The sequence below is a fragment of the Limnohabitans radicicola genome (assembly GCF_014837235.1).
In the GTDB taxonomy this organism is placed as follows: domain Bacteria; phylum Pseudomonadota; class Gammaproteobacteria; order Burkholderiales; family Burkholderiaceae_C; genus Limnohabitans_A; species Limnohabitans_A radicicola.
On sequence record NZ_JACYFT010000003.1, the window covers coordinates 93,507 to 112,396 of the forward strand.

Below are 18,890 nucleotides of genomic sequence, written 5' to 3' on the forward strand. Positions count from 1 at the left end.
TACAGACCTTCCGCGCAGCCCCAAAGATCCAATGGAGTTTTCATGAGCCCAAAATCCTTCCCCCTGGAGCCGATCGAAAAGGCCAGCATCGACGAGTTGCGCAGCCTGCAGCTCAAGCGCCTGCAGCAGACCTTGCAGCACGCCTACGCCAATTCGCCCGTTTACCGTGCCAAGTTCGATGCCGCAGGCGTGCACCCCGACGACTGCAAGACGCTGGCCGACATCGCCAAGTTCCCCTTCACCACCAAGTCGGACCTGCGCGACAGCTACCCCTTTGGCATGTTCGCCGTGCCGCGTGAAAACTGTGCCCGCATCCACGCGTCCAGCGGCACCACGGGCAAACCCACAGTGGTGGGTTACACCGCACGTGACATCGACACCTGGGCCAATGTGGTGGCCCGCAGCATCCGCGCAGGCGGTGCCCGTCCTGGCGACATGGTGCATGTGAGCTACGGCTACGGCCTGTTCACCGGGGGCATGGGCGCACACTACGGTGCGGAGCGCCTGGGCCTCACGGTGGTGCCTTTTGGCGGTGGCCAGACCGAGCGCCAGGTGCAGCTGATCGAAGACTTCAAGTCCACCATCATCATGGTCACCCCCAGCTACATGCTGGCGATCGCCGACGAATACGAGCGTCAGGGCATCGACCCTAAGAGCAGCTCCTTGCGCCTGGGCATTTTCGGTGCCGAGCCATGGACCAACGACATGCGCGTGGCGATTGAAAAACGCATGGCCATGGACGCGGTCGACATCTACGGTCTGTCCGAGGTCATGGGGCCGGGCGTGGCCAGCGAATGCATCGAGACCAAGGACGGCCCGACCATCTGGGAGGACCATTTCTATCCCGAGATCATCAACCCCGAAACCGGCGAGCCCGTGGCCGATGGCGAGATGGGCGAGCTGGTCTTCACCAGCCTGACCAAAGAAGCGCTGCCCATCATCCGCTACCGCACGCGCGACCTGACGCGCCTGTTGCCCGGCACCGCCCGGACCATGCGCCGCATGGAAAAAATCACCGGCCGCAGCGACGACATGATGATCATCCGCGGCGTGAACGTGTTCCCCAGTCAGATCGAAGAGCTGATTTTGAAGCGCAGCGAATTGGCCCCGCACTACCAGTGCGTGCTGACCCGCGACGGCCCGATGGACGATTTGAAAGTGCTGGTCGAGACCAAGCCGGGGGTGTCACCCGACAGCATCGAGGCGCGAGCCGCAGCCAAGATGCTGCAGCACGAGATCAAGGTCTACATCGGTTCGAGCGTGGCCATTGAACTGCGGGCCGAAGGCGGCGTCGAGCGCAGCCAGGGCAAGGCCAAGCGCGTGGTGGATTTGCGCAAGAAGTGAGGTTTGAGGGGTCAGCCGTGCAGGAGCGGCGCCCCCGCCGCGGTAGGGCACCCGCAGTCCACAGTCCATCGCCCCGAGGGCGGGGCTCCCACAAAACCTCAAGCCGCAGGCCAGCTGGCCTGGCGGTCCTTGGGGACCTCCAGTCGCCACACCGTGCTTTGCTGTGGCACGGTCAAAGGCAAGCGCAGCAAGCGCTTGTCACGTGACACCAGCGCCCAAGCCTTGCGCTCTTGGCCCAGCAACTCGGGGACATCACTGAGCTTGCCCACGCGCCAGTGACCGCGCTGGCCGCGTGCGCCCACTTCCAGCCCCAGCCACTCGTCACCTGCCGCAAAACCGGCTTGCTCGGCCGCGCTGCCACGCAGCACGGCCTTGATTTGTACGCTGCCGTTGGCGTCCAGGTGGCGCAAGCCCAGGTGCTGGGCAAAGTCGCCTGACTCGGCGTGGATGCGGATGCCTTGCGACTCCAGCAAGCTGGCCAGCGGCAGTTCTTCGGTGCTGTGTACCCAGGCCTTGATTTCCTTGTGCCACGAACGACCCGTGAGCGCGTGCAATTCGTCCAGCACATCCTGCTCGCGCATCGGGCCCGCCTTACAGCGTTTCCACAGGCCGCGCATCACTTCATCCAGCGAATGGCCTTCGCTGCGCAGCGTCAGATCCAGGCACAGGGCCACCAGCGAGCCCTTGGTGTAGTAGCTCACCGTGGCGTTGGGGGTGTTTTCGTCCTGGCGGTAATACTTGACCCAGGCGTCCAGACTGGCCTGCGCCACCGTCTGCACATGGCGGCCCGGGGTTTGCTGCACTTGGGCAATGGCCTTGCCCAAGAGCTTCGCATAGGTGGCGTCGTCGATGAGCCCAGCGCGGCGCAGCAGCAGGTCGTCGTAGTAGCTGGTGAAACCTTCAAAGAACCACAGCAGAGGCGTGTAGTTCTCGCGTGTGTAGTCGTAGCGCGCAAACGCATCGGGGCGCAGTTGCTTGACGTTCCAGGTGTGGAAGTACTCGTGGCTGATCAGGCCCAGCAGCGTGGTGTAGCCCTCGCTGGTTTTATTGTCGCCCAGGCGTGGCAGGTCGCGGCGGCCAGCAATGAGCGCCGTGCTGTTCCTGTGCTCCAGCCCGCCATAACCATCGTTGACGGCGTTGAGCATGAACAGGTAGTGCTTGTGCGGGGCCTTTTTGCCCGCCTGTGCGCCTTGGCCATGCCAGAAGCGGATTTCGGCTTCGCAGATTTTTTGCGTGTCGGCCAGCAGGCGTTCGCCATCGAACGAGGGCAGGGCGCCCGCCACCACAAAGCGGTGCGGGATGCCGCAGGCGCTGAAACTGCCGGACCAGAAGGTGCCCAGCTCCACCGGGCAGTCCACCAGTTCGTCGTAGTCTGCAGCCTGGTACAGGCCAAAGCCTTTCTTGTCGGTCTTGAGCGGGGTCAGGCCTGTGGCGGCCTGCCAGTCGGGCTGGCCCTTGACGGGCAGCAGCTGCAGCTGGTGGGGCTGGTCTTCTTGCCCGTGCACACGCAGGCACAGGCTGGTGCCGTTGAAAAAGCCGCGCTGGCTGTCGAGCCAGGCGGTGCGCACCGAGTTGTCGAAGGCGTAGACCTCGTAGCTGAGCACCAGGGGCTCACCGGGGCGGCAGGCCACCTCCCAGCTGCATTTGTCCAGTTGTGTGACGACGGCTGTACGGCGGTCTTGCCGTGCGCTCAGGTTTTGCAGGTGTTTGGCAAATTCGCGCACCAGGTAGCTGCCCGGGATCCACACGGGCAGCGACACGGTTTGCGTCGCGGCGGGCTGGGCAATCGTCAGCGTGACCTTGAACAGGTGGGCGTGGAGGTTGGCCGCCTCGACGGCGTAGTGAATGTGGCTCATGGATGGTCAGGTGGCGCCCGCAGCCAAAAAGCAACTCAAGCTGGACACGATGGTGAGCTGTAAGCGCATGGGCAGCCAGGGGGCCAGGCCCGCAGCAGGCCAGGTGCGGCGGTCCATCACATAGCAGCCGATCAGCACAAAACCCAGCAGCGGCAAGCCTGCAAAGGCGGGCATCATCACCCCCACCCAGGCCAGCAGCGTGGGGGCCACGCCCCAGGTGAAGTGGATGCGAGGTGCCTCGGGGGTGATCAGCGCATTGCGAAAGCCCACGCCCCAGTGGATGCCGCCCAGAAACGACACGATGACCGCGCCGTAGCCCTGCATGGACAGCGCCACATAGGGGTGCAGGTCCGGGCCTGCGGCCCACAGGCACAGGGCCAGAAAAACAAAGGGGATCAGCCCGGCGTAGCCCAGGCGTCTGATCAGCACCCAGGTGGCGTCTTCGGTGTGTTTGGCGGGGGTCATTTGATGTCTGTCAGCATTTTTTCAACTTGGGCCACAGGCACGGCACCGGGCACGCGCGAGCCATCGGCAAAGAACAGGGTGGGCGTGCCGGTGATGCGCTGTTTTTTGCCGAATTCCACATTGGCGTCGATGATGGACGAGTCGCAGGCGTTGGCCGCAGGTGTGACGCCGTTGATCATCCAATCGTTCCAGGCCTTGGCCTTGTCCTTGGCGCACCAGATGTGGCGCGATTTGGTACGTGAGTCGTCGCCCAGGATCGGGTAGAGCAGGTGGTAAATCGTCACGTTGTCGAGCTTTTGCAGGTCTTTCTCAAAGCGCTTGCAGTAGCCGCAGTTCGGGTCGGCAAAGATCGCCAGTTTGCGTTTGCCGTTGCCACGCACTTGGGTGAAAGCGTTTTTGAGCGGCAGTTGGTCAAAAGGGATGGCCGACAGCTTTTCGGTGCGCTCTTCGGTCAGGTTGCGTTTTTGCCTGACGTCGATCAGGGCGCCCTGGATCAGGAAATTGCCTTCGGCATCCGAGTACATGATGTCGCTGCCCATGCGTACCTCGTACAGGCCGTTCATCGGGGTTTTGCTGACCTCGTCGATTTTCGGGATGTTGGGCAGGCGCTCGCTCAGGTTCTTGCGGATCGTGGCTTCCTGGGCCAGGGCTTGACCCATGCAGCCCGCCAGCAGGACAGTGGCGATCCATCGTGACAACTTCATGAAGTGGCTTTCTCGGTTAGAGGAGTGTGTGTGGCAGGTGCCGCAGAGCCCATGGCCTGGCGTGTCATCCAGCGCTTGAGTGGGCCCGAGCGGTCAAAGCCCGACAGTCCCCGGTTGCGCAGCTGTTGCCACACGGGGCCCTGTTGGGCAAACAGGCGCTGCAAGGTGTCGGTGACCAGGCCCATGGCCTGTACATCGGCCTGGCGGGCGCGTTCGTAACGGCGCAGCAGCTTGAGGTCATGCAATGGCCGCCAGAACTCTTTGGTGCGAATCACCTTGGCGAGTTCGGCCGCATCGGCCAGGCCGACATTGAGGCCTTGGCCCGCCAAGGGGTGCATGGCGTGTGCCGCATCGCCCGCCAGTGCAAAACTCTGAGCGGAGGTGCCGGGCATGGGGCCGATCCAGCGCTCGGCGCGGGCCAGTTGCAAGGGCCAGACGGCGCGCTCGGATGTGAGCGTCATGCGGCCCAGCGCCAGTCCGCAGGCCGTGGCCAATTCGTGGCTGAAGTCCTCGGCGTTCAAGGCCATCAGGGCCTGTGCTCGGGCCGGATGGGTCGACCACACCAGAGCGACCTCGTGGCCGCCTTCACCACCCAAGGGCAGGAGCGCCAAGATTTCGGCCTGTGCTTGCGACAAGCCTGGGGTTTCGCCAAACCGGAACCATTGGCGAGCCACGCCGCCATGAGGCTGCTCGCACTGCAGTCGTGTGGCGACCGCGTGTTGTTCGTAGTGGGTGATGTCAAAGCCAATGCCCAACTCGGCACGTGTCTGGCTGGCACGGCCTTCGCAGACCACTGTGAGGGGGGCGGGCACTGGCGCGCTGACCACCTCGATCAAGGGCTGGAACTGCACGGCGGCGGCCAGCCGTGCTTCGAGCACGGGCACATCCACCATCCAATTGAGTTCGCCCGCGCCCTGGTCGCGCGCGTTGAAAGTCAGTTGCCCGCCATCGTCGCCCCACACCTGCATCTGGTGCACGGGCGTCACGGCCGGGCTGTCGGGCCAGCAGCGCAACGATTGCAGCAGGCTTTGGGCTGCGCCATTGAGCGAGTAGGCCCGCACATCAGGTGCTGTGCTGGTTTTGGGCACATCCACCAAGGCCACACGCCAATGTTCGCGGGCCAGCAAGAGGGCCAGACTGCGGCCGACGATGCCGGCGCCGCGGATGCAAATGTCGGGGGGATGAGACATATGCACATTGTAAAGAGCAAGCCATGCCTGCGAGGCTGTCCGGACTCTGGGTGACATGGCGCACAGATCGCCCGCATGGCTTTGCCTGTAATGCAAGGTCTCGCTTCGATCCAAGCGGGTTCATCACTCTGAAAGGACAAATACATGACATCTCTGAAAACCTGGACCCGTGCCGCATGGGTGCTGGCCGCGCTGTGTGCTGGCCCCGCCATGGCCGCAGACCCTGCTGCCCCCAAAACCCGTGAGCAGGTCAGGGCCGAGACCCGTGAAGCGATCCGCACCGGCGACATGCCTGCAGATGGTGAGATGGGGTGCAAACGCAACGAAATGAACCCTTCGCAATACCCGCCCCAAGCGGCTCCAGGGGGCGCGAAAACGCGTGAGCAGGTCAAAGCCGAGACCCGGCAGGCCATGCGCTCGGGGGACATGATGACTTCGGGCGAGGCCGGATGTGGACCCCAGCCAGTCCAATCCGGGGGGCAAGGCAAGACCCGGGCACAAGTCAAAGCCGAGCGTGATGCAGCCATCCGCCAAGGCGGGATGCAGGGGACGGGCGAGCTGGCAGGGAGTCCGCTGCCGGCAAATCCGGCACCCAGGAAGGCCCCTTGACGCTTGTCCTTGCCCCCCTCAGCGCTGGGCGGGGCGGGGCGTCCTGAACATTACAATTCAGTCCAGAGCGGTCAAGGCCAGAGCAGCGGTTTGCCAGAACGCCTTGTACCCACCTGATGCACGCCCGCACCCTGCGCACGCGTGCAAAACGTTCCCGCGCTCAAGCCCACATCGGGCTTGTCGGCGTTTGGGGACCACTGACTGAAAGATCGATATGAGTTTGAAATGCGGCATCGTGGGCCTGCCCAACGTGGGCAAGTCCACACTGTTTAACGCCCTGACCAAAGCCGGCATTGCGGCCGAGAATTACCCCTTCTGCACCATCGAGCCCAACACGGGCGTGGTCGAAGTGCCCGATCCGCGTCTGCAGCAACTGGCCGAGATCATTACGCCCGAGCGCATCGTGCCCGCGATTGTGGAGTTTGTGGACATCGCCGGTCTGGTCGCCGGGGCCAGCACAGGCGAAGGCTTGGGCAACAAGTTTTTGGCCCACATCCGCGAAACCGACGCCATCGTCAACGTGGTGCGCTGCTTTGAAGACCCCAATGTGATCCACGTGGCCAACAAGGTGGACCCGATCGCTGACATCGAGGTCATCCAGACCGAGCTGTGCCTGGCCGACCTGGCTTCGGTCGAAAAAGCCATCCACCGCGTGAACAAAATCGCCCGCTCGGGTGACAAAGAGGCCGCCAAGCAATTGGCGATTCTGGAAAAGTGCCAGGCAGCGCTCAACGACACCAAGCCCGTGCGCACCATCGACTTCAGCAAGGAAGAGCGCGCCGAACTCAAACAGTTCTTCCTCATCACTGCCAAGCCCGCCATGTTCGTGGCCAATGTGTCGGAAGACGGTTTCGAGAACAACCCCTTCCTGGACCGCCTCAAGGCCTTTGCCCAAGCGCAAAACGCGCCCGTGGTCGCCATCTGCGCCAAGATCGAAGCCGAGTTGTCCGAGATGGACGACGCTGACCGTTTGGAATTCCTCAAAGAACTCGGCCAGGACGAGCCCGGCCTGAACCGACTGATCCGCGCCGCTTACGACCTGCTGGGCCTGCAAACCTACTTCACCGCTGGTGTGAAAGAAGTGCGCGCATGGACCATCCGCAAAGGCGACACCGGCCCGCAAGCCGCAGGCGTGATTCACACCGACTTTGAAAAGGGCTATATCCGCGCCCAGACCATCGCTTTTGACGACTTCATCGCCTTCAAGGGTGAGCAAGGCGCCAAAGATGCGGGCAAGATGCGCGCCGAAGGCAAGGACTACGTGGTCAAGGACGGCGATGTGATGAATTTCCTGTTCAGCTCCTGAGTCTCACAAAGACTTCATCAAAAAACCGCGCCGTGGCGCGGTTTTTTGATGGGGCAAAGGTGTTGGTCAGCGTTGGGTCACCAGAAACTTCAGCACCTCGGCTACGCTGCGCTGCGGGTCCTCTTCTTGCGGCACATGGCCCAGACCGTCCAACACCACGTACTGGCTGCCAGCGATCTCTTTGTGGAATCGTTGCCCTGAGGGTTCGGGGATGAGCCGGTCCTCTGTGCCCCACAAAATCAGCGTGGGCTGCCCGATGGTGGGGATCAGCCCGGCAGCCTGCGCATCGGTCTCACGCAGTTTCATGCGCTGGGTCAGGCTCTCGCGGTTGCCTGCGCGCAGCGTCAGCTCGTAGTAGCGGTCCACCAGTTCGGGCGTGACCTTGTCGGGGTTGGCGTACACATTGCGCACGCTGGACTCGATCATGCGCCGGGGCAGCAGCTTGCCCATGACGGGTTTGAGCCACTCGATCTGTGCCAGCCGAAAGCCCAGCGGAACCGAGGTCGATTGCAGCGGGTAGCCGCTCGCGTCCACCAGCACCAGGCGGCTGACCCGTTCGGGGTGCTGCACCGCCGTGCGCCAGGCCACACCGCCGCCCAGCGAGTTCCCTGCCAGCACCGCTCGGCGCACGCCCAACTGGTCCAGCAGCGCCGCGATGAAGTCGGCGTAACGGGTCATGCGGTAGTCGCCATCGGGGGCGGGGCCGGTGAGGCCAAAGCCGGGCAGGTCCATGCGGATGACGCGGCGCTGGCCTTGGAGCGCCTTGGCCCAGCCGTCCCAGGTGTGCAGGCTGGCCGAGGTGCCGTGGATCAGCACGATGGGCTCGGGGTCATCACGCGGGCCTTCGTCTCGCAGGTGCACCTGCATGCCTTGCAAGTCAATGAATTGGGAGGGTGCGGGTGCCCATCGTTCTTTCAGGCTGTCCACGCTGCGGTCGGGGGCCCATGACAGGGCCAGACCGGCGGTCAGTGTGGCCAGCAGGATCAGCGCCAACCAGCGCAGCAGTGTCATCCATTTCATATCACCCAGCCTTCAGGAAAAAACCAGAGCAGCAAGGCCGTCATGCACAGGTAGCGGGCGAATTTGCCCATCGCCATGTACAGTGTGCAGGGCCAAAAGGGCATTTTGAGCCAGCCTGCCACGGCACACAGCGGGTCGCCCACGCCCGGCAGCCAGCTCAGCAGACAGGCCTTTGGGCCGAGCTTTTCCAGCCAGACCAGTGCCCGCAGATGGGGGGGCGAGTGCCCCCATTTGTGGGCTGCGCTGTGTGCCCCTCGGCCCATCCACCAGGTCAGCATCCCGCCCAGGGTGTTGCCCGCTGTGGCCACCACGATGGCGGGCCAGAACAGCTCGGGGTTGAGTTTGACCAAACCGAACACCGCAGGCTCGGAGCCCATGGGCAGCAAGGTGGCCGAGACGAAGGCGACCACGAACACTGTGCTCAGGCCAAACTCCGGCAGGGCCAGCCATGTGAGCAGCTGATGTATCCAGACTTCCATGGAGATCAGTTTAACGAGCTTGCCTCAGGCCCTGCCGGGGGCAGGTGATTTGCTTAACACAAGGCACTTGCATCTGCTGAAATTTTCAGCAATTACAATCGTGCCTCCTTTTTAGGCATTCCCGATTCCCCGCACACCCTCCCCAGTCATGCAGATTGGTCCTTACCCCTTGCCGAACAATCTGTTCGTGGCCCCCATGGCGGGGGTGACGGACCGGCCGTTCCGCCAGCTGTGCCGCCAGTTCGGCGCAGGCTATGCCGTGAGCGAGATGGTGACGTCCCGGCCCGATCTGCAAAAGTCCCTCAAGACCAGCCGCCGCGCCAACCACGATGGCGAGCCCGGACCGATCGCGGTGCAGATCGCGGGTACCGATGCGCAGATGATGGCCGACGCGGCCCGCTACAACATCGACCGGGGCGCGCAGATCATCGACATCAACATGGGTTGCCCCGCCAAGAAAGTCTGCAACAAATGGGCGGGCTCTGCCTTGATGCAAGACGAGCCGCTGGCACTCGACATCATCAGCGCGGTGGTGGCGGCGGCCCAGCCGCACGGGGTGCCTGTGACGCTGAAGATGCGCACCGGCTGGTGCCAGACCGAGAAGAACGCCCTGAGCATCGCCCGCGCCGCCGAACAAGCCGGGGTGCAGATGGTCACCGTGCACGGCCGCACACGCGAGCAGGGCTACAAGGGCGAAGCCGAATACGAAACCATTGCCGCTGTCAAAGCGGCGCTGCGCATTCCGGTGGTGGCCAATGGCGATGTGAACACGCCTGAAAAAGCCAAAGCCGTGCTGGCCCTGACGGGCGCGGACGCGGTCATGATTGGCCGCGCGGCGCAGGGGCGGCCCTGGATCTTTCGCGAAACCGCGCACTACCTGGCCACGGGCGAGATGCTCGCGCCGCCGCTGGTGGCCGAGGTGCGCCGCGCTCTGCTAGAGCACCTGCAAGACCACTATGGCCTGTATGGCGAGTACACCGGGGTGCGCTCGGCGCGCAAACACATCGGCTGGTACGTGCACAGCCTCCCTGGGGCCGAGGCCTTCAGGCAGCACATGAACACTTTGGAAACCGCAGACCGGCAACTGGCGGCTGTGGGCAATTACCTGGACGGCCTGGCCGACCAGATGGATCGGTGGCCTGCCCAGAGCAGCGAGCCCGTGTTGGAGATGGAACTGTGAGCGATCGCGAACGACAAAGCATTGAAGCCTGCGTGCGGGCCAACCTCGAAGACTACTTTCGTGACCTGGACGGCACCGACCCGGCAGGCCTGTACGACATGCTGGTGAAGGTGGTGGAAAAACCCCTGCTGGACGTGGTGATGCAGCGCGCCGGACAAAACCAGTCGCGCGCTGCCGACTGGCTGGGCCTGAACCGCAACACCCTGCGCAAGAAGTTGCTGGACCACCAGCTGCTCAAGTGACGCCTGATTTTTTGATTTTTAGACTTTGAGGAACACCCTGATGAAAGCCCTGATTTCCGTATCCGACAAGACCGGGATCGTCGAACTGGCCCAACAACTGCACGCCTTGGGCGTGGGCCTGATCTCCACTGGCGGCACGGCCAAACTCTTGGCCGAGCAAGGCCTGCCTGTGACCGAAGTGGCCGAAGTCACCGGTTTCCCTGAAATGCTGGACGGCCGCGTCAAAACCCTGCACCCCAAAGTGCACGGCGGCCTGCTGGCGCGCCGCGACACGCCCGAGCACATGGCGGCCTTGAAGGCCCACAACATTGACACGATTGATTTGCTCATCGTCAACCTCTACCCCTTTGAAGCCACCGTGGCCAAGCCCGGCTGCACGCTGGCCGACGCGATCGAGAACATCGACATCGGTGGCCCCGCCATGGTGCGCAGCGCCGCCAAAAACTGGAAAGACGTGGGCATCGTCACCGACGCCAGCCAATACGCGGACGTAATTGCTGAGTTGAAAACTAACGGCAAGTTGAGCGACAAGCTGCGTTTTGCTTTGTCTGTGGCTGCGTTCAACCGCATCAGCCAATACGACGGCGCGATCAGCAACTATCTGTCGAGCGTCAACTTTGAAACCGAAAAACTGAGCGAAGCGTACGTGCCCGAGCGCGCCCAGTTCAGCGGCCAGTTCAACGAGCAATACGTCAAAGTGCAAGACCTGCGCTACGGCGAAAACAGCCACCAGCAAGCCGCCTGGTACCGTGATCTGGCCCCGGCGGCCGGATCGCTCGCTACGGGTGTGCAACTGCAAGGCAAAGAACTCAGCTACAACAACATCGCCGACGCCGATGCGGCATGGGAATGTGTGAAGAGTTTTGACAGCTCAGCTTGCGTCATCGTCAAACACGCCAACCCCTGCGGCGTGGCCGTGGGCGCGAATCCGCTGGAGGCCTACAGCAAGGCTTTCCAAACCGACCCCACCAGCGCCTTCGGCGGCATCATCGCCTTCAACCGCCCCGTCGACAAAGCCGCTGCCGAAGCGGTGAGTAAGCAGTTCGTCGAAGTGCTGATGGCCCCTGACTTCAGCGCTGAAGCGCTCGAAGTGTTCAAGAGCAAAGTGAATGTGCGCTTGATGAAAATCACCCTGCCCGCCGACTACGGCAACGTGCGCAACGCTTTGGAAACCAAGCGCGTGGGCTCAGGCCTCTTGCTGCAAAGCGCCGACAACCACGAGCTGGCGCTGGCCGACCTGAAGGTGGTGACCGTCAAGCAGCCCACCCCCGAAGAACTCAACGACCTGCTCTTCGCCTGGAAAGTGGCCAAGTTCGTCAAGTCCAACGCCATCGTGTTCTGCAAAAACGGCATGACCATGGGTGTGGGCGCAGGCCAGATGAGCCGCCTTGACTCCGCCCGCATCGCCAGCATCAAGGCCGAAGCGGCCAAGCTCAGCTTGCAAAACACCGTGGTGGCGAGCGACGCCTTCTTCCCCTTCCGCGACGGCCTGGATGTGGTGGTGGACGCAGGTGCCACTTGCGTGGCCCAGCCTGGTGGCTCGATGCGCGACCAGGAAGTGATTGACGCCGCCAACGAGCGTGGCGTGGCGATGGTGTTCACCGGCGTGCGCCACTTCCGCCATTGATCCGCGTCATAGATCGGACTGTTTTGAACTTTGACCCACTTGGCCTGACCCCCGCGCTCTTGCGCGCTGTGGGTGACATGGGCTTGCATGCCCCCACCCCTATTCAGGCCGAGGCGATTCCTGCTGTCTTGAGGGCTGCCGACGTGTGGGCCACCGCACCCACCGGCTCGGGCAAGACCTTGGCGTTTGCCTTGCCGCTGGTGCAGCAGCATGTGTTGCAGCCGCGCCAGACCAACTTCCGCCGTCCCATCCGCACCCTGGTGCTGGTGCCCACGCGGGAGCTGGCGGTGCAGGTGGGCGATGTCCTCACGAATTTGGCCTACCAGCCAGGGCTCAAGGTCTCGGTGGTGTACGGCGGCGTGTCGATCAATCCGCAAATGATGGGCCTGCGCGGCGGTGCCGACATCGTGGTCGCCACGCCGGGCCGTTTGCTCGACCTGGTCGACCACAATGCGGTGTATCTGGGCAGCGTGCAGCATCTGGTGTTGGACGAGGCTGACCGGCTGCTGGACCTGGGCTTTGCCGAGGAGCTGCAGCGCGTGCTGGCGCTCTTGCCCGCGAAGCGTCAGACCTTGCTGTTCTCGGCCACCTTCGTGCCCGAGGTGGAGGCGCTGGCCTCCAACTTGCTGCAGGACCCTGTGCGCATCACGGTCGACGCCTTTGACGGCCACAAGCCGGACATCACGCAGCGCGCCATTCGCGTGGACGAGAAAAAGCGCACCGCCTTGCTGCGCCATTTGATCGCCGAGAACAGCTGGAAGCAGGTGTTGGTGTTTGTCGCCACGCGCTACGCTTGCGAGCATGTGGCAAACAAGCTCTATAAAGCGGGCATTTACGCCACCCCCTTCCATGGCGAAATGAGTCAGGGCGCCCGCCAGGATGTGCTGCGTGAATTCAAGTCCGGTCGCTGGGACGTGGTGGTCACCACCGACCTGGCTTCGCGGGGCATTGACATCGCCATGCTGCCCGTGGTCGTCAACTACGACCTGCCGCGCTCAGCCACCGACTACACCCACCGCATTGGACGCACGGGCCGCGCCGGGGCCCATGGCGATGCCGTGAGTTTTGTCACGGCTGAGGCTTTGGCGCACTGGCAGCTGATCCAGAAACGCGAAAGCCTGGAACTCACTTTGGAGCAAATCCCAGGCTTTGAGCCCACCGACGAGCCGCCTGCACCGCAAGGCAACGGTGGCATCAAGGGCAAGCGCCCGAGCAAGAAAGACAAGTTGCGGGCGGCAGCGGCCGCGCAGGCGAAAAAAACCGATTGAACTCACCCGGTGCGCGGGTGAGTGGGGCCATCACTGCTCGCCGAATTCGTCCTCGTGGGCTTCGTCGCCCGTGTGCGAGGGGGCTTTGAGCACGCGCACGCCGTGCTTGCTCAAAATTTCCACATATACCGAGGCCGCGCCCGATTTGGCGACAGCGTCCACCGCCTCGATCACGCCGCTCACGCGCACCACTTCGGCGACGTCCGCCGTCAGGCCCACTTTGCAGTCAAAGTCCCAGAAGTCGGCACCGGCAGGCACGGCGCGGTTGCGTTCACGTTTGAAGTATTTGCGGATCTCGTGCTTGACGGCTTCGAGGACGCGGTCAGGGTGCTTGCCTTCGGCTTGCAGGGGGAAATTCTTTTTCATGGGAGGTCCAAGGGAGTGGGCAAGCGCCCGTTCCGGACGTGAATGCAAGGGGCGGATTATCGCTGGTTTGAAGACCCGTGGCGAAAGGCCGCGAGGGCACAGGCTTCAGTCGGCCTGGATTCTGGCTTCGCGCACGATGGTGCCCATGTGCCGGTGTTCGCTGGCCACCGTTTTCGCAAACTCGGCGACCGTGGCGGGCGCTGCCACGCATTGAGCGGCCAGCAAGCGATCGCGCAGTACAGGCAGGGCCAGCACAGCGTTGATCTGGGCATGGAGCTTTTCCACGACGGTGCCAGGCACGCCCGCCGGGGCAAAAATGCCAAAGCGCGAGCTGAAGTTGGCCGAAGCCAGGCCCAGCTCGGCCAATGTGGGCACGCCAGGCAGTGCGTCGAGTCGGGCCGCAGCGCCCACGGCCAGTGCACGCAAACGGCCTTCCTTGATGTGTTGCAGCACCACCCCCGAAGCGTTGGTCGACAGCACCTCGAACTGTCCACTCAGTGCGTCGGTGATCTGCTGGCCGCCGCCTTTGTAGGGCACATGGGTGATGCGCACTTGCGCGTTGCTGCGGATGTTCTCCAGCATCAGGTGCCCGAGCGAGCCCGATCCCGATGTGGCCCAGCGCAAGGCGTCGGGTTGTTGTTTTGCGCGAGCCAAGAGGGCCTTGAAGTCGCCTTGCGGCAAGGCCGGTGTGGCGGCAAGCAACACCGGCGAGTCCATCACGCTGGCCACGGGCATGAGGTCTTTCAAAGCGTCATAAGGCAGGTTGCCCAGGTGGGGGCTGAGCGTCAGCGGCGACAGGGCCGTGAACACCAGGGTGTAGCCATCCGGTGTGGATTTGGCCACCACATTCACCGCGAGCGAGCCACCGGCCCCGGCGCGGTTGTCCACCAGCACGGGTACGCCCAGTCGGGGGGCGAGTTGTTCGGCCAGTGCACGGGCCACTGTGTCGCTGACCCCGCCAGGCGGGTAGGCCACGGTCAGTTTGATGGGTTTGCTGGGCCAGACCGGGCCCTGTGCCCAGACGGGCAAGGCACTGCACAGCGCGGTGGTCAGCCATGTGCGGCGATCTGGGCGGGCTGCGTGGTGCGTCATGGCGGTTTAAATTTGAACGGTGAACCCACTGCCTCAATCTGGATGACAGCGCAAGTGCCTGGGCGAGCAGGCCTTGATGTCAGAGCGTGGCAAAGACTTCGCTGGCCGCCTGCACAGTGGCGGCAATGTCGGCTTCGCTGTGCGCGGCGCTCACAAAGCCGGCTTCGTACAGCGCGGGGGCGATGTAGACGCCGCGATCGAGCAGGCCGTGGAAGAGCTTGTTGAATTTGGGGCTGTCGCTGGTCATGACCTTGGCGTAGTTCTGCGGCAGCTCGGGCAGCAAGAAGAAGCCAAACATGCCGCCCTGGCAGTCAGCGGCAAAGGGCACGCCCGCTTTGGCGGCGGCGCCTTTGAGGCCGTCGACCAGGCTTTGGGTTTTGCTGCTCAAGGCATCCCAGAAGCCGGGCTTGGCGATTTCGCGCAGCGTGGCCAACCCGCAAGCCGTGGCCACGGGGTTGCCGCTCAAAGTACCGGCCTGGTACACCGGACCGGTGGGGGCGAGCTGGCGCATGATCTCACGCGGCCCGCCAAAGGCCGCCAGCGGCATGCCGCCGCCAATCACCTTGCCCAGCACGGTGAGGTCGGGCTGGAAGCCAGGGATCAGTTGGGCGTACACGCTTTGCGCGGAGCCGAGCGCGACGCGGAAACCGGTCATCACTTCGTCAAACACGAACAGCGCGCCGTGCTCGGTGCACAGCTCGCGGCAGCGCTTCATGAAGGGTACGCTGGCGCGCACAAAGTTCATGTTGCCCGCGATGGGCTCGATCATCACGCAGGCCAGTTCCTTGCCGTGCAGCTTGAAAGCCTCTTCGAGTTGTTCGACGTTGTTGTATTCGAGCACCAGCGTGTGCTGCACCACTTCAGGTGGCACACCGGCGCTGGTCGGGTTGCCAAAGGTGGCCAGGCCCGAACCGGCCTTGACCAGCAAGGCGTCCGCGTGGCCGTGGTAGCAGCCTTCAAACTTGATGATCTTGCTGCGGCCAGTCGCACCACGCGCCAGGCGCAGGGCGCTCATGCCCGCTTCGGTGCCCGAGCTGACCAGGCGCACCATCTCCATGGAGGGCACGTGCTTCAGGATTTCTTCGGCCAGCTCGATCTCGCGCTCGGTGGGCGCGCCAAACGAGAAGCCGTCGAGCGCCGCTTTTTGCACGGCTTCGAGCACAGCGGGGTGGCCGTGGCCCAGGATCATCGGGCCCCAGGAGCCGATGTAGTCGATGTACTTTTGGCCGTTCGCGTCCCAAAAGTAAGCGCCCTGGGCACGTTGCACAAAGCGGGGCGTGCCACCCACCGCGCGAAAGGCGCGCACGGGCGAGTTCACGCCACCGGGGATCACCTGGGCGGCGCGGTCAAACAGTTGCTGGTTGCGGTCGGTCATGTTGAATCTTGAATGTCAGTGTTTGGTTTCGTTGAAGGGCACTTCAAAGTAATCGGCCCCTGGCGGCAGTCCATCGCCCTCGGTTTCTTCGTTGTTGCCGGTGTCGTCGTCGCTCAGCGCCCAAAACAGACGGTCGGGTACAACCTGACCCATGCCTGGGCGAAAGCCCTCATCCAGGCTGCGATCGAGGTAGGCCAGGGCTTCGCTGGTGGCATCGGGCAAGTCCATGCCGGTGGCCAGCAAGGCGGCCAGTGCAGCAGACAAGGTGTCGCCCGCACCCGCAAACACCGCCTCGATGCGCTCAAACTTCTCGTGGGCAATCACCGTCTCGGGCGTGGCCAGCACATTGTCGATGTGCTGCTCGGGCAGGGGCAGGCCCGTGACCAGTGTGTAGGGTACGCCCAGCTCGCTGGCGGCCTTGGCAATGTCACGCGGGCCGGGGTTGCGCTCGCCGCTCCATTCCGGCAGCAGCCAACGGCGCAGGGTGCTGTGGTGGCCCACCAGCACACTGGTTTGGGGCAGCAGCAGCTCGCGAAAGGCGTCCAGATAGTCGTCGATTTTGTCGTCTTCCCACCAGGACAAGTTGGGCATGTAGGCCACCACGGGTACGCCGTCGTAGTCGTCGGCCATCTCGGCGATCAGGGCAATGTTTTCTGGCGTGCCGGCAAAGCCGACCTTGATGACCTGGATCGGCACGTCTTCGGCAATGCCGCGCGCCTGCTCACCCACGGCTTCTTCGTCAAAGGGGTAGAAGTCCTGGATGCCGCTGGTGTCGCGCACGTAAGCGCCTGTGACCACCGGCAAGGTGTGCGCCCCGACCGAGCCCATGGCCAGCACGTCGCCGCTGAGGCCCCCTGCGCCACTGGGGTCATTGGCGTTGAAGCACAAGACACAGGCCAGCCCTTGCGATTCGCCTTCGTCCGCTGGGCTTTCCGGGTCGGCAGTTTCGGGGAGTTTGTCGGTCATGAAAGGGCTTCGCAAGGGGCTGAACCGAGCCGCGCTGGGCGACCCGATACAATCGATTCATTCTATTCGACTCACTGATTGCGATACCCCAATGGAAAGCAAAACCTGGATGTGCCTGATCTGCGGCTGGATCTATGACGAAGCCGAAGGCGACCCCGAGCATGGCATTGCCCCCGGCACCAAATGGGAAGATGTGCCCATGAACTGGACTTGCCCCGAGTGTGCGGCCCGCAAGGAAGACTTCGAGATGGTCGCCATCTGAGCCAACGGCACCCGAAAGCCAGGCCGCCTTTTCAGGCGGCTTTTTTCTTGACCACGGCGTAACGCGCCAGTGTTTTTTCACGCGCTTCGGCGTGGTCCACCACTGGTGCCGGGTAGGTCTTGCCGATCTCGATCCCTGCCGCCTGCAGCTCCAGCTCACCCGCCAGCCAGGGGGCGTGGATGGATTTGCCGGACAAAGCCGCCAGCTCGGGCACATAGCGGCGGATGAACTTGCCCTCGGTGTCGAACTTTTCGCTTTGGCTGATGGGGTTGAAGATGCGAAAGTAGGGCTGCGCATCGCAGCCGCTGGAACTGGCCCACTGCCAGCCGCCGTTGTTGGCTGACAGGTCAAAGTCGTTGAGGTGCGTGGCGAAGTATTTCTCGCCCCATCGCCAGTCCACCCCCAGGTCCTTGCACAAAAAGCTGGCCACCACCATGCGCAGCCGGTTGTGCATGTAGCCTGTCTGGTTGAGCTGGCGCATGGCGGCGTCCACCAAGGGGTAACCGGTACGGCCTGCGCACCAGGCCTCGAACAGTTTGTGGCCGTGCGGGCCGTGGTCCCAGTGGATGGCGTCGTAGTCGCGCTTGAAGCTCTCGCCCTGGCCCACATGGGCGAAGTTGGCCAGCACCTGCACATAAAAGTCGCGCCAGATCAGCTCCGACAGCCACACGGCGGCGCCTTCGCTGCCCGATTGCATGCGGGCATGGGCTTCGCGGGCGAGTTGGCGGATCGACACGGTGCCAAAGCGCAGGTGCACGCTCAGGTAGCTGGGGCCTTTGACGGCCGGGAAATCGCGCCGGTGGCCGTATTCGTCGATGCGGTGCAGAAAATCCGCCAGCAGGCCTTGCGCACCCGATTCGCCCGTGGGGATGCGCAGCGCCTGCAGGTTGGTGCTTTCAAAGTCCAGGTCCTGCAAGGTGGGCACAGGCTGGCGCAGCGCAGGTGGGCGTGGGGCCAGGTGTTGTGCGTAGCGCTCCACCGGGTAGGCCTTGAGGTAGAAATCATTCACCTTGCGCAGCCAGGCGTTTTTGTAAGGGGTGAACACCGAAAACGCGGTACCCGACAGGGTCATGACCTCCTGACGCTCGAAGACCACATGGTCCTTGCAGGTGTGAAAGGCGATGCCGTGGTCGGCCAGGTGGCCGCGCACATGGTTGTCACGCAGCTGGGCGTGGGGCTCATCGTCGTGGCTGGCAAAAACGGCCAGCGCGCCCAGCTGGTGGGCCAGTTTCGGGATCTCGTGCTCGGCCACGCCATGGCGCACGATCAGGCCGCAGCCTTGGGTGTTGTGTGACTGGCCCAGTTCGGCCAGGCGCTGGTCGAGCTCCTCCAGCGATTCGCGGATGAATTCGACACGCCGGTCGGCCCGGGGCAGGGCGTCCAGAATGGCGGTGTCAAAGACAAAGGCCACATGGACCTGGCGGCAGTGTTTCAGGGCCTGGTAGAGCGCCGCGTTGTCGTGCGCCCGCAAATCCCGGCGCAACCAGACCAATCCGCTCGAAAAAGGGGTGTCCATGGACAGTAAATACCTGTGGCGCC

19 protein-coding genes are annotated in these 18,890 nt (G+C 63.6%); 8 read left to right on the forward strand and 11 right to left on the reverse strand.

Annotated features, from left to right (window positions below; genetic code table 11):
- Positions 1–42: 42 nt before the first annotated feature.
- Positions 43–1,344 carry a phenylacetate--CoA ligase PaaK gene (gene paaK / locus IC609_RS13055; RefSeq protein WP_191819956.1) on the forward strand — a complete coding sequence of 434 codons (1,302 nt, stop codon included), beginning with the start codon at positions 43–45 and terminating at the stop codon, positions 1,342–1,344.
- A gap of 98 nt (positions 1,345–1,442) precedes the next feature.
- Here paaK and IC609_RS13060 read toward each other — a convergent pair whose 3' ends face one another.
- Genes IC609_RS13060 through IC609_RS13075 form a run of 4 tightly spaced genes read right to left on the reverse strand, consistent with a single transcriptional unit; the run spans position 1,443 to position 5,559 of the window.
- On the reverse strand, positions 1,443–3,200 hold the full coding sequence (locus IC609_RS13060) for a M61 family metallopeptidase (protein WP_191819957.1): 1,758 nt from the start codon (positions 3,198–3,200) through the stop codon (positions 1,443–1,445).
- 6 nt (positions 3,201–3,206) lie between these two features.
- Positions 3,207–3,665: a DUF3429 domain-containing protein gene (locus tag IC609_RS13065; protein WP_191819958.1), complete on the reverse strand. Its 459-nt coding sequence runs from the start codon at positions 3,663–3,665 to the stop codon at positions 3,207–3,209.
- Positions 3,662–4,369 carry a DsbC family protein gene (locus IC609_RS13070; protein WP_191819959.1) on the reverse strand — a complete coding sequence of 236 codons (708 nt, stop codon included), beginning with the start codon at positions 4,367–4,369 and terminating at the stop codon, positions 3,662–3,664. The genes IC609_RS13065 and IC609_RS13070 overlap by 4 nt, the downstream gene beginning before the upstream one ends.
- The gene (locus tag IC609_RS13075) at positions 4,366–5,559 is read right to left on the reverse strand and encodes an FAD-dependent monooxygenase (RefSeq protein WP_191819960.1); all 1,194 of its coding nucleotides are present in this window, start codon (positions 5,557–5,559) and stop codon (positions 4,366–4,368) included. The genes IC609_RS13070 and IC609_RS13075 overlap by 4 nt, the downstream gene beginning before the upstream one ends.
- Positions 5,560–5,703: 144 nt before the next feature.
- Between IC609_RS13075 and IC609_RS13080 the strand changes: the two genes are divergently transcribed.
- Together IC609_RS13080 and ychF are read left to right on the forward strand one after the other, a co-directional pair.
- Positions 5,704–6,168 (forward strand): DUF4148 domain-containing protein, encoded by a 465-nt coding sequence (locus tag IC609_RS13080; protein ID WP_191819961.1) that lies wholly within the window; start codon positions 5,704–5,706, stop codon positions 6,166–6,168.
- Positions 6,169–6,382: 214 nt separating this feature from the next.
- On the forward strand, positions 6,383–7,474 hold the full coding sequence (gene ychF / locus IC609_RS13085; RefSeq protein WP_191819962.1) for a redox-regulated ATPase YchF: 1,092 nt from the start codon (positions 6,383–6,385) through the stop codon (positions 7,472–7,474).
- Between the two features lie 66 nt (positions 7,475–7,540).
- Here ychF and IC609_RS13090 read toward each other — a convergent pair whose 3' ends face one another.
- A complete protein-coding gene (locus IC609_RS13090; protein WP_191819963.1) occupies positions 7,541–8,494 on the reverse strand; it encodes an alpha/beta fold hydrolase in 954 nt (317 codons plus the stop codon).
- Positions 8,491–8,973 carry a YqaA family protein gene (locus IC609_RS13095; protein ID WP_191819964.1) on the reverse strand — a complete coding sequence of 161 codons (483 nt, stop codon included), beginning with the start codon at positions 8,971–8,973 and terminating at the stop codon, positions 8,491–8,493. Before IC609_RS13095 ends, IC609_RS13090 begins: the two co-directional genes overlap by 4 nt.
- 148 nt (positions 8,974–9,121) lie before the next feature.
- Here IC609_RS13095 and dusB point away from each other — a divergent pair, with 148 nt between their 5' ends.
- The 4 genes from dusB to IC609_RS13115 are packed head-to-tail and all read left to right on the forward strand — an operon-like array spanning position 9,122 to position 13,290.
- Positions 9,122–10,153: a tRNA dihydrouridine synthase DusB gene (gene dusB / locus IC609_RS13100; protein WP_191819965.1), complete on the forward strand. Its 1,032-nt coding sequence runs from the start codon at positions 9,122–9,124 to the stop codon at positions 10,151–10,153.
- Positions 10,150–10,395 (forward strand): Fis family transcriptional regulator, encoded by a 246-nt coding sequence (locus IC609_RS13105; protein WP_191819966.1) that lies wholly within the window; start codon positions 10,150–10,152, stop codon positions 10,393–10,395. Before dusB ends, IC609_RS13105 begins: the two co-directional genes overlap by 4 nt.
- Positions 10,396–10,435: 40 nt before the next feature.
- Positions 10,436–12,022: a bifunctional phosphoribosylaminoimidazolecarboxamide formyltransferase/IMP cyclohydrolase gene (gene purH / locus IC609_RS13110; protein WP_191819967.1), complete on the forward strand. Its 1,587-nt coding sequence runs from the start codon at positions 10,436–10,438 to the stop codon at positions 12,020–12,022.
- 23 nt (positions 12,023–12,045) lie between these two features.
- Positions 12,046–13,290, forward strand: coding sequence for a DEAD/DEAH box helicase (locus IC609_RS13115; protein WP_191819968.1), 1,245 nt, complete (start codon positions 12,046–12,048; stop codon positions 13,288–13,290).
- A 30-nt stretch (positions 13,291–13,320) separates the two neighbouring features.
- Here the strand turns inward: IC609_RS13115 and IC609_RS13120 are convergent, their stop codons facing one another.
- The 4 genes from IC609_RS13120 to thiD all read right to left on the reverse strand — a co-directional run bounded on the left by IC609_RS13120 (position 13,321) and on the right by thiD (position 17,089).
- Complete coding sequence (locus IC609_RS13120) at positions 13,321–13,656, reverse strand: DUF6172 family protein (protein WP_191819969.1); 336 nt, start codon at positions 13,654–13,656, stop codon at positions 13,321–13,323.
- Between the two features lie 105 nt (positions 13,657–13,761).
- Positions 13,762–14,748 (reverse strand): Bug family tripartite tricarboxylate transporter substrate binding protein, encoded by a 987-nt coding sequence (locus IC609_RS13125; RefSeq protein WP_191819970.1) that lies wholly within the window; start codon positions 14,746–14,748, stop codon positions 13,762–13,764.
- 79 nt (positions 14,749–14,827) lie between these two features.
- Entirely contained in the window at positions 14,828–16,123 is a 1,296-nt protein-coding gene (gene hemL, locus IC609_RS13130; protein ID WP_191819971.1) for a glutamate-1-semialdehyde 2,1-aminomutase, read from the reverse strand.
- A 15-nt stretch (positions 16,124–16,138) separates the two neighbouring features.
- Complete coding sequence (gene thiD, locus IC609_RS13135; protein WP_191819972.1) at positions 16,139–17,089, reverse strand: bifunctional hydroxymethylpyrimidine kinase/phosphomethylpyrimidine kinase; 951 nt, start codon at positions 17,087–17,089, stop codon at positions 16,139–16,141.
- A gap of 91 nt (positions 17,090–17,180) precedes the next feature.
- Between thiD and IC609_RS13140 the strand changes: the two genes are divergently transcribed.
- The gene (locus tag IC609_RS13140; RefSeq protein ID WP_191819973.1) at positions 17,181–17,351 is read left to right on the forward strand and encodes a rubredoxin; all 171 of its coding nucleotides are present in this window, start codon (positions 17,181–17,183) and stop codon (positions 17,349–17,351) included.
- 31 nt (positions 17,352–17,382) lie between these two features.
- Here the strand turns inward: IC609_RS13140 and IC609_RS13145 are convergent, their stop codons facing one another.
- Entirely contained in the window at positions 17,383–18,867 is a 1,485-nt protein-coding gene (locus IC609_RS13145) for a cryptochrome/photolyase family protein (protein WP_191819974.1), read from the reverse strand.
- Positions 18,868–18,890 lie beyond the last annotated feature (23 nt).